Source organism: Mesobaculum littorinae, from assembly GCF_004011175.1.
GTDB classification, from domain to species: domain Bacteria; phylum Pseudomonadota; class Alphaproteobacteria; order Rhodobacterales; family Rhodobacteraceae; genus Tranquillimonas; species Tranquillimonas littorinae.
The window spans coordinates 78773-93457 of the sequence record NZ_RQXX01000007.1; the positions used below are offsets into that span (position 1 = coordinate 78773).

General features: G+C 69.4%; 14 protein-coding genes. 10 read left to right on the top strand and 4 right to left on the bottom strand.

Translation table 11 applies throughout. The features are described from left to right. From EKE94_RS16325 to EKE94_RS16335, 3 genes are read left to right on the top strand one after another with little or no spacing between them, the layout of a single operon-like run. Complete coding sequence (locus EKE94_RS16325) at nucleotides 1-270, top strand: hypothetical protein (RefSeq protein ID WP_328590507.1); 270 nt, start codon at nucleotides 1-3, stop codon at nucleotides 268-270. 16 nt (nucleotides 271-286) lie between these two features. Next, on the top strand, nucleotides 287-940 hold the full coding sequence (locus EKE94_RS16330; RefSeq protein WP_127907764.1) for a DUF1523 family protein: 654 nt from the start codon (nucleotides 287-289) through the stop codon (nucleotides 938-940). Nucleotides 941-966: 26 nt separating this feature from the next. Continuing rightward, the gene (locus tag EKE94_RS16335) at nucleotides 967-1899 is read left to right on the top strand and encodes an NAD(P)H-dependent flavin oxidoreductase (protein WP_127907701.1); all 933 of its coding nucleotides are present in this window, start codon (nucleotides 967-969) and stop codon (nucleotides 1897-1899) included. Nucleotides 1900-2087: 188 nt separating this feature from the next. Here the strand turns inward: EKE94_RS16335 and EKE94_RS16340 are convergent, their stop codons facing one another. Both EKE94_RS16340 and rpe read right to left on the bottom strand, forming a co-directional pair. Beyond that, on the bottom strand, nucleotides 2088-3365 hold the full coding sequence (locus tag EKE94_RS16340; RefSeq protein ID WP_127907702.1) for a glycerate kinase type-2 family protein: 1278 nt from the start codon (nucleotides 3363-3365) through the stop codon (nucleotides 2088-2090). A 200-nt stretch (nucleotides 3366-3565) separates the two neighbouring features. Continuing rightward, nucleotides 3566-4303: a ribulose-phosphate 3-epimerase gene (gene rpe / locus EKE94_RS16345; RefSeq protein WP_127907703.1), complete on the bottom strand. Its 738-nt coding sequence runs from the start codon at nucleotides 4301-4303 to the stop codon at nucleotides 3566-3568. Between the two features lie 357 nt (nucleotides 4304-4660). Here rpe and deoC point away from each other — a divergent pair, with 357 nt between their 5' ends. Both deoC and EKE94_RS16355 read left to right on the top strand, forming a co-directional pair. After that, nucleotides 4661-5614, top strand: a complete 954-nt coding sequence (gene deoC, locus EKE94_RS16350) for a deoxyribose-phosphate aldolase (RefSeq protein ID WP_127907765.1) — start codon at nucleotides 4661-4663, stop codon at nucleotides 5612-5614. A gap of 75 nt (nucleotides 5615-5689) precedes the next feature. Beyond that, a complete protein-coding gene (locus EKE94_RS16355; RefSeq protein WP_127907704.1) occupies nucleotides 5690-8044 on the top strand; it encodes an aldehyde dehydrogenase family protein in 2355 nt (784 codons plus the stop codon). A 370-nt stretch (nucleotides 8045-8414) separates the two neighbouring features. On the opposite strand, the gene EKE94_RS16360 is transcribed toward EKE94_RS16355, so the two are convergent. Then, nucleotides 8415-9107, bottom strand: coding sequence for a metal-dependent hydrolase (locus tag EKE94_RS16360; protein WP_127907705.1), 693 nt, complete (start codon nucleotides 9105-9107; stop codon nucleotides 8415-8417). 265 nt (nucleotides 9108-9372) lie between these two features. Then, nucleotides 9373-10107, bottom strand: coding sequence for an SDR family oxidoreductase (locus EKE94_RS16365; RefSeq protein ID WP_127907706.1), 735 nt, complete (start codon nucleotides 10105-10107; stop codon nucleotides 9373-9375). A gap of 77 nt (nucleotides 10108-10184) precedes the next feature. Between EKE94_RS16365 and EKE94_RS16370 the strand changes: the two genes are divergently transcribed. The 5 genes from EKE94_RS16370 to EKE94_RS16390 all read left to right on the top strand — a co-directional run bounded on the left by EKE94_RS16370 (nucleotide 10185) and on the right by EKE94_RS16390 (nucleotide 14683). Further along, nucleotides 10185-11129, top strand: a complete 945-nt coding sequence (locus EKE94_RS16370; protein WP_127907707.1) for an AraC family transcriptional regulator — start codon at nucleotides 10185-10187, stop codon at nucleotides 11127-11129. Between the two features lie 198 nt (nucleotides 11130-11327). Then, the gene (locus EKE94_RS16375) at nucleotides 11328-11996 is read left to right on the top strand and encodes a ceramidase domain-containing protein (protein WP_127907708.1); all 669 of its coding nucleotides are present in this window, start codon (nucleotides 11328-11330) and stop codon (nucleotides 11994-11996) included. Nucleotides 11997-12055: 59 nt separating this feature from the next. Continuing rightward, on the top strand, nucleotides 12056-12343 hold the full coding sequence (gene gatC / locus EKE94_RS16380; protein ID WP_127907709.1) for an Asp-tRNA(Asn)/Glu-tRNA(Gln) amidotransferase subunit GatC: 288 nt from the start codon (nucleotides 12056-12058) through the stop codon (nucleotides 12341-12343). Further along, nucleotides 12343-13827, top strand: a complete 1485-nt coding sequence (gatA, locus tag EKE94_RS16385) for an Asp-tRNA(Asn)/Glu-tRNA(Gln) amidotransferase subunit GatA (RefSeq protein ID WP_127907710.1) — start codon at nucleotides 12343-12345, stop codon at nucleotides 13825-13827. Before gatC ends, gatA begins: the two co-directional genes overlap by 1 nt. 43 nt (nucleotides 13828-13870) lie before the next feature. Continuing rightward, on the top strand, nucleotides 13871-14683 hold the full coding sequence (locus tag EKE94_RS16390) for a hypothetical protein (protein WP_127907711.1): 813 nt from the start codon (nucleotides 13871-13873) through the stop codon (nucleotides 14681-14683). The last annotated feature ends 2 nt before the right edge of the window (nucleotides 14684-14685 follow it).

The following is a 14685-nucleotide window of genomic DNA, read 5'->3' on the forward strand; positions in this document are numbered from 1 at the left end:
ATGCTGTTCCAGATCGTCCGGCTCGCCGTCCTGGGATTCTTGGCGCTGTCGGTGCTTTACTGGCTGGTCTCGCTCTACTCCCGCTCGATCCGCCGCGAGCGTCTGGAACGGGCATGGGAGGAGGCCGGTCGCCCCGGCCCGCGCGAGACATTTGTCGAAGACGGCTTGCGCGCCTATGACGGGTCGGTCAGACGCAAGCTGATCCTTCTGGTCTACGTCGTGCCGCCTCTGGTCGTGCTCGCCGTGATCTACCTGACGAATTTCTACTGAGGAGCCTGCGCGCATGCTGAAATGGCTGAAATGGACGGTGGTCGTGGCGCTCGCGCTGATCGTCTTCGCCTTCCTGCACTACACCCTGCCGCAACGCGATATCGTGCGGATCGTGGACACCGAGGTGCGGCGCGTCGATTTCGGGGAAAACTCGATCTTCTGGGCCAATGCCGATACGGGCACCACGGGCGGGTCCAACCGCGACGTGCGCTTCATCAACGCGATCCGCCCCTCGGGCCGCCCCATCGTCTACCGCAACGAGGATACGGGCTGGGGCTGGCCGCCGTATTTCAAGCTGGACAGTTCGAACCTGCAGGCCGAGGCTGGCGACATGGTCTCCTCGGGCAGCGATCCGCGCTGGGTGGCGGTGCGTCACTACGGCTGGAGGAACGAGTTCATGACGATCTACCCCAACGCCGTGGGCGTGCGCCCCGTGGCTGGCCCTGACGTGACGCTGATCCCGTGGTTCAACATCGTCTTCCTGACCTTCCTCGCGATTTTCCTGCTGTTCCTCTGGGGCCTCCTGCGCCGCTTCCGCCGGCGCATGGTCGACCCAATGGTCGCTGACGGCCGGGCGCAGTGGGACAGGGTCGACGCCTATGCCGACGAACGCCGGTCGGGCTTGCGCCGTTGGCTTGATGGCTGGCGCCGCAAGCCGCCGCGCTACTGACCGCCGACCTGCAAAGGAGCCCTGCCATGCCCGTCCCCTCCGCCCTGTCCGGGCTGCGACTGCCTGCCATCGCCGCGCCGATGTTCCTGACCTCGGGCCCCGATCTGGTGGTCGAATGCTGCCGGGCGGGCATCGTCGGCAGTTTCCCCGCGCTGAACCAGCGCACCGGCGAGGGCTTCGGCGACTGGCTGGCCGAGATTGGCGAACGGACTGCGGGCGCGGCCCCCTTCGGCGTCAACCTGATCGTCCACCGCTCGAACCCGCGGCTCGAACCGGACCTCGCGCGCATCGTGGCGGCGAAGGTGCCGCTGGTCATCACCTCTCTCGGCGCGGTGTCAGAGGTCGTCGAGGCGGTGCACGGATACGGCGGTCTCGTGTTCCACGACGTCACCACGCGGCGCCACGCGGAAAAGGCGGCCGAGGCCGGGGTCGACGGGATCATCGCCGTCGCGGCGGGGGCGGGCGGCCACGCGGGCACGCTCAACCCCTTCGCGCTTCTGGCCGAGATCCGGCAAGTCTTCGACGGCACGCTGATCCTGGGGGGGGCGATCAACACCGGCGCCCAGATCGCCGCGGCGCGCATCGCCGGCGCCGATCTGGCCTATCTCGGCACCCGCTTCATCGCCACGCGCGAAGCGATGGTGCCGGCGGACTACAAGCGGATGATCCGCGACACCGCCGCGTCCGACATCCTCTACACCCCGGCTATCTCTGGGGTGGCCGCGAACTTCCTGCGCCCCTCGATCCTCGCCGCCGGGCTCGATCCCGATGCGCTGCCGCCCCATGTCAAGGTCGATGTCGGCTCCGAGGCCAAGGCCTGGAGCACGGTCTGGTCCGCGGGCCACGGCACCGGCGGCATCTCCGACGAACCGGCCGCCGCCGACCTCGTCGAACGCCTGGTGGCCGAATACCGCGCGGCGATGGCCGCGGCGGCCAGCGACCCCTTCGTCGCTACCTGAGACCCGGGCCGGGCGACCCTCGTGCGCCCGGCCCGCAACCACGCTTCGCCCGCAGCTCCTCATCACCCTCGGGGTCCAGTCCGCCCCGGGCCCTTCTTCTCTTCGAAACTACTCCCGCCGGAGGCAAACCCGCCCGAAGGATCCCGGAACGGGATCCGCAGGGCCAGAAGCGGTGCGCCGAAGGCGCGCTATCTGCCAGCCGCGCCGCCCCGCACAAGCACCGCCCGAAAGTCGTTGACGTTGGTCCCGGTGGGGCCGGGCACGAACAGGTCCCCGGCGGCTGCAAAGGCGCCCCAGGCGTCGTTGCGGGCCAGCGCCTCGGCCGGATCGACCCCGCCCGCGCGCATCCGCACCGGGCTGTCGCCGTCCGCGAAGGCGCCCGCGTTGTCCTCGGACCCATCGATGCCGTCGGTATCGGCGGCCAGCGCGGCGATGCCGGCGGTGCCCTGCAGCGCCAGAGCGAAGCTCAGCAGGAACTCGGTGTTGCGCCCGCCGCGCCCGCCCTCGCCACGCAGCGTCACGGTGGTCTCGCCCCCCGAAAGAAGGACGCAAGGGGCGGCGAAGGGACGGCCGCGTCCGGCCACCTCGCGCGCGATGGCGGCGTGGACCTGCCCCACGTCGCGCGCCTCGCCCTCGATCGCATCCGACAGGATATGCGCGGCCAGCCCCTCGGCCTCGGCCACCCGTGCCGCGGCTTCCAGTGACAGCCGGGCCGAGGCGATCACCTCGACCCTGTCGCGGGCAAAGACCGGGTCGGCCGGATCGGGCGCAGGGGCGGCGCGCTCAAGCGCCCGCGCGACGCTCGGGGGCAGGGCGATGCCGTGGGCCCGGACCAGCGCGCGGGCCTCGGCGGGCCCAACCGGGTCGGGCACCGTGGGGCCCGAGGCGACCTGAGCCGGATCGTCCCCCGGCACGTCCGAGACGACGAAGCTCACCACCGGGGCGGCGGTCGCGGCGGCCAGCCGCCCGCCCTTGATCCGGCTCACCTGCTTGCGGATCGCGTTCATCGCCGAGATCGGCGCGCCCGAAGCCAGAAGCGCGCGGTTGAGCGCGATCTCGTCCTCCAGCGTCAACCCCTCGACGGGCGCGGGCAGGAGGGCCGAGCCGCCGCCCGTCACCAGCGCGATCACCAGATCGTCCGGGCCAAGATCCGCGATCGCTGCGAAGAGCTCCTGCGCCGCGGCCAGACCCGCGGCATCGGGGACGGGATGGGCCGCCTCGATCACGCGCAGCCGCCGGCAGGGCGCGGCATAGCCATAGCGGGTGACGATGACGCCCTCGCAGGGCGCGTCCCACAGCTCTTCGAAGGCCTGGGCCAGATGCGCCGCCCCCTTGCCGGCGCCGATGACGACGGTGCGTCCGCGCGGCGGGTCGGGCAGGCGGCCCTTCAGGGCCTCGCGGGGGTCGGCAGCCGCCACGGCGGCGTCGAAAAGGCGGGTCAGCAGGGCGCGGTCTTGATCATGCATGCCGCCAAGGACACCGAAGCGGGCGGGATTGGCAAGACCGGCCGGTGCCTTGGGACATGATTTTCCGCCCGCCCCAGGGGCAGGGTATCCCGCCGATCCCGCGCGCGCCGCCCGATGTCAGGCCCGGACGACCCGGGGCGCGCGATCGGGTCCGGGCCGCGTAGGTCGGTGCCGACCCTGCCGGGGGTCCGCGTCGCGGCCTAGGCCCAGGCGCCCGCGGCGGCGTTGCGGATCGCGGTGATCGCGTGGCCATAGCCCTCGGGCGCGTCGACCGACCCCTTGCCGAACACGGCCGAGCCCGCGACCAGCACGTCGGCGCCCGCGTCCATCGCCCGCGGCGCGGTGGTCTCGTCGATGCCGCCGTCGATTTCGATCATCACCGGGCGGTCGCCGATGGCGGTGCGCAGCCGCGCGATCTTGGCCAGTTGACTGTCGAGGAACTTTTGACCGCCGAAGCCCGGGTTCACCGTCATCACCACGACCAGGTCGACAAGGTCCAGCAATTCCAGCACCGCCTCGACCGGGGTGCCGGGGTTCAGCGCGACGCCTGCCCGCAGCCCGGCGGACGAGATCGCCTGCAATGTGCGGTGGGTATGAACCCCGGCCTCGACATGAACCGACAGCCGGTCGGCGCCCGCCGCGGCGAAGGCCTCGATATAGGGGTCGACCGGGGCGATCATCAGGTGCACGTCCATCAGCGTCGTCACATGCGGCCGGATCGCCGCGACCAGCGCCGGCCCGAACGAGATGTTGGGCACGAAATGCCCGTCCATCACGTCGACATGGATCCAATCGGCGCCCTGCGCCTCGGCGGCGCGGCACTCGGCCCCGAAAGCCGCGAAATCGGCGGCCAGGATCGACGGCGCGATCAGGGGACGGCGGGCGCCCTTGGACGAGATGTCGGACGCGCGCGGCTGGGATGCTTCGGCGGCGGTCATGGGTGCGCTCCTCGGGCTCGGGGCTTCTGGTCCGCCCGGCCATAGCGCACCCGCGCCCGCCTGCCCAGAGCGAGGTTCCCGGCGCGAGGTGTCCGCAGCAGAGGGCGTCGACAGTGGAGGTGCCCGAAGGGGCATGCAACAGCCACGTGCCGCAGCGCACATCTTGCGTTTCGCGCCCCGCTCGTGCGAGCCTTCCGATCGGACGACGAATGAGGCATCGCCGTGAGCGAAGAGATCACAGACGCTGACCCGGGCCTGCGGCCGCACCCGCAGGACGGCGTGCATCAGGACGCCGCACACCGGGGCGGGCCCCGCCCCGAGGGCGCGCAGTTGCCGCAGGTCACGCCGCAGGCGGAGATGCACGCGGGCGCGCCGCGCAACGCGGGCACGGCACTGGATTTGTCGCGGATCCGGGCACAGGCGGCCAACACCTCGGCGATCGAGCGTCGCGCGGCGACGCTGCCGGGGCGCCGGTCGGTCAAGAAGGACTGGCAGGCGGCGTGGCTTCTGAAGGCGATCAGCCTGATCGACCTGACCACGCTTTCGGGCGACGATACCGAGGGCCGGGTTCGGCGGCTTTGCGCCAAGGCGCGGCAGCCGGTGCGGGCGGATATCCTCGACGCCCTCGGCGTCCCGGGGCTGACCACCGGCGCCGTCTGCGTCTACCACGACATGGTGGCGCCGGCCGTTCGCGCGCTCCACGGATCCGGCATTCCGGTGGCCGCGGTGTCGACGGGGTTTCCCGCGGGCCTTTCGCCCTTTCACCTGCGCCTGGCCGAGATCGGCGAGAGCGTCGCGGCAGGCGCATCCGAGATCGACATCGTGATCTCGCGCCGCCACGTCCTGACCGGCGACTGGCAGGCGCTTTACGACGAGATGCGCGCCTTCCGCGAGGCCTGCGGCCAGGCGCATGTCAAGGCGATCCTCGCTACGGGCGAGCTGGGCACGCTGCGCAACGTGGCGCGGGCCAGCTGGGTCTGCATGATGGCGGGCGCGGATTTCATCAAGACCTCGACCGGGAAGGAGGGGGTGAACGCCACGCTTCCCGTCAGCTTGGTGATGATGCGGGCGATCCGCGACTACGAGGCGGCGACCGGCTTCCGCGTGGGCTACAAGCCCGCGGGCGGGATTTCCAAGGCGAAGGACGCGCTGACCTACCTTGCGCTGGTCAAGGACGAGCTGGGCGATGCGTGGCTGTCGCCCGACCTCTTCCGCTTTGGCGCCTCGTCGCTGCTGGGCGATATCGAACGCCAGCTCGAACATCACGTGACCGGCCGCTATTCGGCCGCGCATCGCCATCCGCAGGCCTGATCCGGGTTGCGCGCGGCGCGGGCGCCGGGCCCGTGCCGCCGCCCGCCGGGGCCCATCCACGAAAGACACCGCAGCATGACCATTTCGCAGATCTTCGAGACCATGGAGTACGGCCCCGCCCCGGAAAGCGCCGGCGAGGCGATGGATTGGCTGGACGGCGGCGCGCGTCGCTTCGGCCACTTCATCGGCGGCAGCTTCACCGAACCCGGCAAGACCGCGTTCGATACCCGCAACCCCGCGACGGGGGAGACGCTGGCGCGGATCGCCCAAGGGACGCCCGAGGATGTCGCCGCCGCGGTCAAGGCCGCGCGCAAGGCGCAAGGGCCCTGGGCCGACCTGGGCGGCAAGGGGCGGGCGCGGATGCTCTATGCGCTGGCCCGTCTGGTGCAGAAACACGCGCGGATGTTCGCCGTGCTGGAAAGCCTCGACACCGGCAAGCCGATCCGCGAAAGCCGCGATATCGACGTGCCGCTGGTGGCGCGGCATTTCTACTATCACGCGGGCATGGCGCAGTTGCAGGACAGCGAACTGCCGGGCGTGGCGCCCTTGGGCGTCTGCGGTCAGATCGTGCCGTGGAACTTTCCGCTGCTGATGCTGTCGTGGAAGATCGCGCCGGCGCTGGCGATGGGCAACACCGTCGTGCTGAAGCCTGCCGAGTACACGCCGCTGACCGCGCTCTATTTCGCCGAGATCTGCCGCGAGGCCGGGCTGCCCAAGGGGGTCGTGAACATCGTCACCGGCGATGGCGACACCGGTGCCGCGCTGGTCGCGGCCGAGGTCGACAAGATCGCCTTTACCGGTTCGACCGACGTGGGGCGCAAGATCCGCGAGGCGACGGCGGGGACGGGCAAGTCCCTGACGCTCGAACTCGGAGGGAAGTCGCCTTACGTCGTCTTCGATGATGCCGATCTGGACAGCGCGGTCGAGGGGCTGGTCGATGCGATCTGGTTCAACGGCGGGCAGGTCTGCTGCGCCGGGTCGCGCCTGCTGGTGCAGGAAAACGTCGCGGAGGTCTTCCATGCCAAGCTGATCGCGCGGATGGAAAAGCTGCGCGTCGGCAATCCGCTGGACAAGGCGATCGACGTGGGCGCCATCGTCGACCCCGCGCAGCTGGACCGGATCACGCAGCTGGTCTCGGGCACCGCGGGCGAGGTGCATCGCAGTTCCGCTGCGCTGCCGGAGGGGGGATCGTTCTACCCGCCCACGCTGATCACCGGGCTCGCAAGCTCGGACCGGCTGATGCAGGAAGAGATCTTCGGTCCCGTGCTCGTCTCGACCACCTTCCGCACGCCGGCCGAGGCGGTGAGCCTGGCCAACGACACGCGCTACGGGCTGGCCGCGACGGTCTGGACCGAGAACGTGAACCTCGCCCTCGACATCGCGCCCAAGCTCGCGGCGGGGGTCGTGTGGGTGAACGCCACCAACCTCTTCGACGCGGCGGCCGGGTTCGGCGGCGTTCGCGAATCGGGCTTCGGCCGCGAAGGGGGGTGGGAGGGGCTCCAGGCCTACACCCGCGCCCGCGCCAAGGCACCGCCGCTGAAGCCGGTACTGCCCACGCCCGCACCCGCGCGCTACGACGCGCCCGAGATGGACCGGACGGCGAAGCTGTATATCGGCGGCAAGCAGGCGCGGCCCGACGGGGGCTATTCGCGCCCCGTCTTCGGCGCGAAGGGCGGGCCGCTGCTGGGCCACGTGGGGCAGGCCAACCGCAAGGACCTGCGCAACGCGGTCGAGGCCGCGCGCGGCGCGAAGGCCTGGGCGCGCACCACCGGGCATGCCCGCGCGCAGATCCTCTACTACGTGGGCGAGAACCTCTGGGCGCGGCGGGCCGAGTTCGTCGAACGTCTGGGCGCGCTGACCGGCGCCAAGGCGAAAGAGACCGAGGCCGAGGTCGAGACCGCGATCGACCGGCTTTTCACCTGGGCTGCCTGGGCCGACAAGTTCGACGGTGCCGCCAAGGGCGTGCCGATCCGCGGCGTGGCTTTGGCGATGAACGAACCCGTGGGGGTGATCGGCCAGATCGCGCCCGACGAAGCGCCGCTTCTGGGCCTCGTGTCGGTCGTGGCGCCCGCCATCGCGATGGGCAACCGGGTGGTGACGCTCGCCTCCGAGGCCTATCCGCTGGCGGCGACGGATTTCTATCAGGTGCTCGACACCTCGGACGTGCCTGCGGGGGTGGTCAATATCCTCACGGGCGCGCACGGCGATCTCGCCGGAGAAATGGCGGGCCATTTCGACATCGACGCGGTCTGGAGCTTCTCCTCGACCGACGTGTCGGCGCTGATCGAGCGCGAGTCGGCCGGCAACCTCAAGCGGACTTGGGTGAACCACGGACGCGCGCGCGACTGGCTGACGCCGGCGGGCGAGGGGAGCGAGTTCCTGACCGCCGCGACCGAGGTCAAGACCATCTGGATACCCTACGGGGAGTGAGCGCCGTCCCGGACCCCCGCCGGTGGGGCTGGAGCGGACGGGCGAAGCCCTGTCTCGGTCACCCGCCCGGAGGGGGAGGCCGGGGCGCGGCTGGGCGTCCATGGTTCGCGATCACGCGACCTCGGACCCGACGCCGGCCGCTTCTGTCCCGGCTTATCCTGATGACGGGGATTCGTAGCCGCGCGGTTCATCTCGTCTATGGCCCCGGCTGCGAGCGTCAAAAGATCCACCCGCGGACAGCCTCGGAACGCCGCCAAAGGACGCTGAGTGCGCCGGGGGGCGGCCCTTTGGCGCCGACCGACCGGATCGGTCGGCTGCGGAGTGATCGCGCGGCCCTCCCCTAGGGCCTGCCGCGCGACCTCTCGGCCGATCAGATGTCGATGGCCTGCATCACCTCGGGCTCGCGCACGTCGGTGCCGGGCAACGCCTCGATCAGCGGTTTCGCGGATTGGGCGAGCAGGGGGAAGGTCTTGTAGTGGTAGGGAATGACCGTGGTGAAGTTGAAGTACTTCGTCGCCACGAAGGCCGCCATCTCCATGTCCATCGTGAAATGACCGCCGGCGGACAGGATGCCGATGTCGGGGCGGTGGTATTCGCCCATCCAGGCCATGTCGGCCATGATGTCGGTATCGCCCGAAACGTAGATCGTCCGCCCCTCGCCGCGGATCATGAACCCAGATTCGCCCCCCATGTAGAGCGGCCCGTCCTCGGTCGTGATCGCCGAGGAATGCGTGGCGTTGACCATCGTCACCCGCACGTCGCCAAGCGCCACCGTCCCCCCGCGGTTGAAGCCCGTGGTGTCCAGCCCCTCGGTCTTGTCCCACCAGTTCATCAACTCGACGATGCCGTAGACGGGGGCGCCGGTCTCGCGCGCGATCTGCGGCACCTCGCTTGCGTGGTCACCATGCGCGTGGGTGACGAGGATCGCCGTCACGCCCGCGAGCGCGGCGCCGCGAAGGCCGTCGGGGAACGCGGGGTTGCCGTCCAGCCATGGGTCGATCAGCAGAACCTGATCCCCGATCTCGATCCGCAGGCTGGCATGTCCGAGCCAGATGATTTTCATGTCGTGCTCCGCTATCGCTTTCGGGGCGAAAGACTAGCGGACGCGGACGGCTTGTCACGCCCGCGGCGCCGCTGACCGCGTCGAACGCGGGCCGGGGGCTACGGGCAGGGGCTGTCGAACCCTCTGCAAAAGCGACCCGACCCCTTGGATTTCTGGATGTCGTCGAGAGGCCGAGCCAAGAAACCTTGATTCAGTTGCCATGCATGTCCGACCCGCCCCGCGGGCGTGTGTGCTTTGCAGACAAACCACCCGTTCGCCAACTCCGTTAGCCCTGTGCTGTTGGCCGAACCACGATACTCCCAACCTCGACATCTGCCGGTTGTTCGAGCGCATAGAGGACGGCTCGAGCGATCGCCTCCGGGGCCATTCCGATATCACCCATTCGACCGTCGATCATCTCCTTGACCGAGGGGTCCGTTATGGTCTGCGTGAAGTTTGTCGAAACCATGCCTGGAGACACCTCGGTCACCCGCAGGTTCGGCCCCGCTTCCTGCCTCAGCGCCTCGGTCGCCGTTCGCACTGCATTCTTGGTCGCGGCATAGACTCCCATCGTCGGCAGGATCTTCAGCCCGGCCGTGGACACGACGTTGATGACATGCCCGCAGTCCTGCCGGATGAAGACCGGAAGGGCGGCCGCGATTCCGTAGAGCGTGCCGCGCAGGTTCACATCGATCATCGCGTCCCACTCCTCGACCCGCAGCGCGTCGAAGCGCGAGATCGGACCAATCCCGGCATTGTTGACGATGGCATCGAGCCTGCCGAACCTTTGGACCGCGGCTTCCACGAGGGCTTCGAGGTCAGCACGGCGGCGCACGTCCGTCGCCTTGTGGGCGGCCTTGCCACCCTCGGCGGTGATCTCGGCGACCAGCTGTTCAAGGATCTGTTCGCGGCGAGCACCCAGCACCACCGCAGCGCCCCGGGCCGCCAGCAGTGTCGCCGTGGCATGCCCGATGCCGCTGCTTGCGCCGGTGATGGCGACCACTTTGCCTTCGAGTGTCATGAGTTGCGGCCCTTCGGTCTATTTCGCTTGCCACGGATCTATGGCACCTTCGCAAGATTATCGATGTCAGTAGGTCCATGATTTTGTCGCAATCGTCTACGTTTCGGCCCGATCCGCTCTCTGACGTTCTTGAAGTGCTCGGCGCCCGCGTGACACGGCAGACCCGTCTGGAGGCTTCCGGGGACTGGGCGCTGTCTTTCCCCGCACTGGACCGGTTGAAATTCGTGGCCTTGCTGCAAGGGAAGTGCTGGATGCAGGCCGCAGGGCGCGCGCCGCACCTAATGCAGGCCGGGGATATCTGCCTGATCGGCACCACGGACTATGCCGTTTCCAGTGACTCGACGCTGGTGCCACAGGACGGGCGGCACCTCTTTGAGGATCCCCGTCGGGACTTTGTCCGCCTCGGCGGGGATGAGGTGGTCTCGATCGGCGGAACAGTCACCTTTTCAGGGCCGAGCGGCGATTTCCTGCTGGACATGTTGCCGGACTTCCTCCTTGTCCAGCGCCACACCGCAGGGGCCGATGTCATCTCGATCGTCCTGTCCTTCATGTCGCAAGAGATCGAGCGAGAGGCGATCGGGTCCACGATCGTGGGCGCGCGCTTGGCAGACCTTCTGCTGGTCGAGACATTTCGCGCCCATGCCGAGCAGGCCGGATCTGCACAATGCGGATGGTTCGGTGCGCTGTCCGATCCGCGGATCGGCAGAGCCCTGCAGGCCCTTCACGCCGACGTCGCACGCGCCTGGACCGTGGCCCAACTTGCGGCTGTCGCCGGAATGTCACGGGCCGCGTTCTCGGCAGAATTCTGTCGTCGCATCGGTCAGCCGCCGCTATCGTATTTGCGCTCCTGGCGCCTGACTCTCGCACGCAGACGGTTGCTTCAGGGCGAAACCACCGTCGCCGACGTTGCCCATGCCGTCGGCTACCAATCGCAAAGCGCGTTTTCCCAGGCGTTCCTGCGCACCTTCGGGCGATCGCCGAGTGCCGACACGCGTGCGAAAGACGGCACCTCGGCACCTTGAGGTGCTAGCGGTATTTCAGGCTTCAGCGTGACGGTCGCTTAGGGCTCGTACCCGACCTTCGCCGCATGGGGCGCAAACGGCAGCTTTTCCCTGCAAATGCGATCTGGGTCAGCGACCGGACTGGAAAGTCGGCTAAGCCGGACATCTGATACGGGCGCGGGCGGGGTGACCCCGTGCGGATGAAGAAGGGCCGGGAACATGGACTGGACACGGCAGATCGACGGCTATTGCGAACGGCTGGGCCCGGGCTACTGGGCCGAGCCCGTGAACGCGGTGACCAACGCGGCCTTCGTGATCGCCGCGCTGATCCTGTGGCGGCGCAGCCGCGGGGTGCCGATGGCGCGGGGCATGGCCGCGGTGCTGGGGGTGATCGGCGTTGGATCCTTCCTGTTTCACACCCACGCGACGGCCTGGGCCTCGCTGGCCGACGTGCTTCCGATCCTGGGCTTCATCCTGCTCTACATCTTCGCTGCGAACCGCCGCTTCTGGAACATGCCGCCCTGGGCCGCGCTGCTGGGCACCCTGGCATTCCTGCCCTATGCCGCGGCGCTGACGCCGGTCCTGCGGGCGATCCCGGGGATCGCGATCTCGGCCGTCTATTGGCCCGTGCCGCTGTTGATCGCGGCCTATGCCGTGGCGCTGCGCCGCCGCAGCCCGGCGACCGCGCGCGGGCTGGGGCTGGGCGCCGCGCTACTGACGCTGTCGCTGACCTTCCGGTCGCTCGACATGCCGTTGTGCGAGGCGTGGCCGCTGGGGACGCACCCGATGTGGCACATCCTGAACGCCGTCATGCTGGGTTGGATGATCGAGGTCTATCTCCGGCATTCTGGGGAAGATCATGGCGGCCATCTTCGGGGGGCGCCTTGAAGCCGCGCCCGCGCTTCGCTAAAGCCGGGCCGGTCTTCCTGCAACGGAGCGAACCGCCCATGTCCATCGATACCGAGACCGCCCGCAAGGTCGCCAAGCTCGCCCGCATCGCCGTCCCTGAGGAGGAGCTGCCCGCGCTTGCGCAGGAGTTCAACGCCATCCTCGGCTTTGTCGAGCAATTGGGTGAGGTCGATGTCGACGGCGTCGAGCCGATGACCGGCGTTACGCCGATGCGGCTTTGCCGCCGCGACGACGTGGTGACGACGGGCGGGATGCCCGACAAGATCCTGTCGAACGCCCCCGACGCCCGCGAGGGCTTTTTTGCCGTGCCGAAGGTGGTCGAGTGATGACGCAGCCCAATACCCTGACCCTCGCCGCCGCCCGCGATGCGCTGCAGAAGGGCGACGTGACCTCGGTCGAACTGACCGAGGCTTGCCTGAAGGCCGCCGGAGAGGCTGTCGCCTTGAACGCCTATGCCCACATGACGCCCGACATCGCGCTTGAGCGTGCGCGCGCCGCCGATGCCCGCCGGGGTGACGGAGCGCCCGCGCTGAACGGCCTGCCGCTGGGCATCAAGGACCTCTTCTGCACCGAAGGCGTGCCCAGCCAGGCGGCCAGCCGCATCCTCGACGGGTTCCGCCCTGCCTACGAATCGACCGTCACGCAGAAGCTGCGCGATGCGGGCGCGGTGATGCTGGGCAAGCTCAACATGGACGAATTCGCCATGGGCTCGTCGAACGAGACCAGCGTCTACGGCAAGGTCGTGAACCCCTGGCGCGGCGAGGGCGAGACGGCCGAGCTGACGCCCGGCGGCTCTTCGGGCGGGTCGGCGGCGGCGGTCGCGGCGGATCTCTGCCTTGCCGCCACCGGCACCGATACCGGCGGGTCGATCCGCCAGCCCGCCGCGCTGACCGGCACGACGGGGCTGAAGCCCACCTACGGGCGCTGTTCGCGCTGGGGCATCGTGGCCTTCGCCTCGTCGCTGGACCAGGCGGGCCCGATGACGAAGGACGTGCGCGACGCGGCCATCCTGTTGCAGGCGATGGCCGGGCACGACCCGATGGATTCGACCTCGGCCGACATTCCCGTCCCCGATTTCGAGGCCGCGCTGACGGGCGACATCCGCGGCAAGGTCATCGGCATTCCCCGCGAATATCGCATGGACGGCATGCCCGAGGAGATCGAGACGCTGTGGACCCGTGGCCGCGAGATGCTGCAGGACGCCGGTGCCGAGATCCGCGACATCACCCTGCCGCACACCAAGTACGCGCTGCCCACCTACTACGTCATCGCGCCGGCCGAGGCGTCGTCGAACCTCGCCCGCTATGACGGGGTCCGCTTCGGCCACCGCGCCAGCCTGGGGCAGGGCGACGGCGTGACCGAGATGTACGAAAAGACCCGTGCCGAGGGCTTCGGCGACGAGGTCAAGCGCCGGGTGATGGTCGGCACCTACGTGCTGTCGGCGGGCTTCTACGACGCCTATTACAACCGCGCCCGCAAGGTGCGCACGCTGATCAAGCGGGATTTCGAGACGGTGTTCGCCGACGGGGTCGATGCGATCCTGACGCCCACCACGCCCTCGGCCGCCTTCGCGCTGGGCGCGATGGCCGAGGCGGATCCGGTGCAGATGTACCTCAACGACGTGTTCACGGTCACGGTGAACCTGGCCGGGCTGCCGGGGATTTCGGTGCCCGCGGGGACGGATCGCAAGGGGCTGCCACTGGGCCTGCAACTGATCGGGCGGCCGTGGGAAGAGGGCGACCTGCTGAACACCGCCTACGCACTGGAACGTGCGGCCGGATTTGTTTCCAAACCCGCGCGTTGGTGGTAAACACGTCGTTCGTAAAGAAATGGTAAGCGAGCGGTAAGGGCACATGCGGATCATCAGCGGAGTTGTCGCTCTTTTGGCTTTGACGGCCTGCGCGCCGTCGATCCCCGACAGCGCGGCAGGGGTCGGGTTCTCTGACTATCAAAGCTATGAACGCAGCCGCGCCGCCCGCGATTCGGAACTGCGCACCGGTCAGGCACCTGCCGCGGCCGGCTTTCCCGCCGGTGCGGGAGCGAGCGGCGGCGCTTCGGGCGGGGCCGCCACGTCGGGCCGCACCCAGGTCATCTCGTCCGAGGAGCTAAGCGCCGCGGGCCTGCCCGTGGGATCGGCCACTGCCACCGTGACGCCGCCGCCCGCAGGGACGGGGACAGGTTCCGGAGCTGGGACGACCGGGGGGTCGACCGGGGGCGCCTTGCCGCCTCTGGGCGCTGGTGTCGGAATCGGCGCCGAGGTCGACCTGAATAACCCGGGCATTTCCGACGAGCAGGATTTCAAGGCCGTTGCGGCCCGCGAATCGATCGAATCCGACCGCGCCCGGCTTGAGGCGCAGCGCGAGGCCTACCGCGTGATCCAGCCCACTGCCGTTCCGACGCGCCCGGGCGATACCGGGCCGAACGTGGTGCAATACGCGCTTTCGACCTCGAACCAGCGCGGGCAGAAGGTCTATTCGCGCTTCGGCTTCAAGAGCCAGGAGAAATACGCCCGCGCCTGCGCCGCCTATGCCTCGCCCGACCTTGCCCAGACGGCGTTCCTGCGCGAAGGCGGCCCAGACCGTGACCGGTTGGGCGTCGATCCCGATGGCGATGGCTTTGCCTGCAGCTGGGACCCGGCGCCCTATCGCCAGGCGGCCCGCAACTGATC

What these genes read in the sequence shown, in the direction of transcription:
- EKE94_RS16360 (WP_127907705.1), bottom strand. Translation starts at nt 9,107, where the DNA reads ATGAAAATCATCTGGCTCGGACATGCCAGCCTGCGGATCGAGATCGGG.
- EKE94_RS16375 (WP_127907708.1), top strand. Translation starts at nt 11,328, where the DNA reads ATGGACTGGACACGGCAGATCGACGGCTATTGCGAACGGCTGGGCCCG.
- EKE94_RS16340 (WP_127907702.1), bottom strand. Translation starts at nt 3,365, where the DNA reads ATGCATGATCAAGACCGCGCCCTGCTGACCCGCCTTTTCGACGCCGCC.
- EKE94_RS16325 (WP_328590507.1), top strand. Translation starts at nt 1, where the DNA reads ATGCTGTTCCAGATCGTCCGGCTCGCCGTCCTGGGATTCTTGGCGCTG.
- EKE94_RS16365 (WP_127907706.1), bottom strand. Translation starts at nt 10,107, where the DNA reads ATGACACTCGAAGGCAAAGTGGTCGCCATCACCGGCGCAAGCAGCGGC.
- gatA (WP_127907710.1), top strand. Translation starts at nt 12,343, where the DNA reads ATGACGCAGCCCAATACCCTGACCCTCGCCGCCGCCCGCGATGCGCTG.
- EKE94_RS16390 (WP_127907711.1), top strand. Translation starts at nt 13,871, where the DNA reads ATGCGGATCATCAGCGGAGTTGTCGCTCTTTTGGCTTTGACGGCCTGC.
- rpe (WP_127907703.1), bottom strand. Translation starts at nt 4,303, where the DNA reads ATGACCGCCGCCGAAGCATCCCAGCCGCGCGCGTCCGACATCTCGTCC.
- EKE94_RS16355 (WP_127907704.1), top strand. Translation starts at nt 5,690, where the DNA reads ATGACCATTTCGCAGATCTTCGAGACCATGGAGTACGGCCCCGCCCCG.
- gatC (WP_127907709.1), top strand. Translation starts at nt 12,056, where the DNA reads ATGTCCATCGATACCGAGACCGCCCGCAAGGTCGCCAAGCTCGCCCGC.
- EKE94_RS16370 (WP_127907707.1), top strand. Translation starts at nt 10,185, where the DNA reads ATGATTTTGTCGCAATCGTCTACGTTTCGGCCCGATCCGCTCTCTGAC.
- deoC (WP_127907765.1), top strand. Translation starts at nt 4,661, where the DNA reads ATGCACGCGGGCGCGCCGCGCAACGCGGGCACGGCACTGGATTTGTCG.
- EKE94_RS16335 (WP_127907701.1), top strand. Translation starts at nt 967, where the DNA reads ATGCCCGTCCCCTCCGCCCTGTCCGGGCTGCGACTGCCTGCCATCGCC.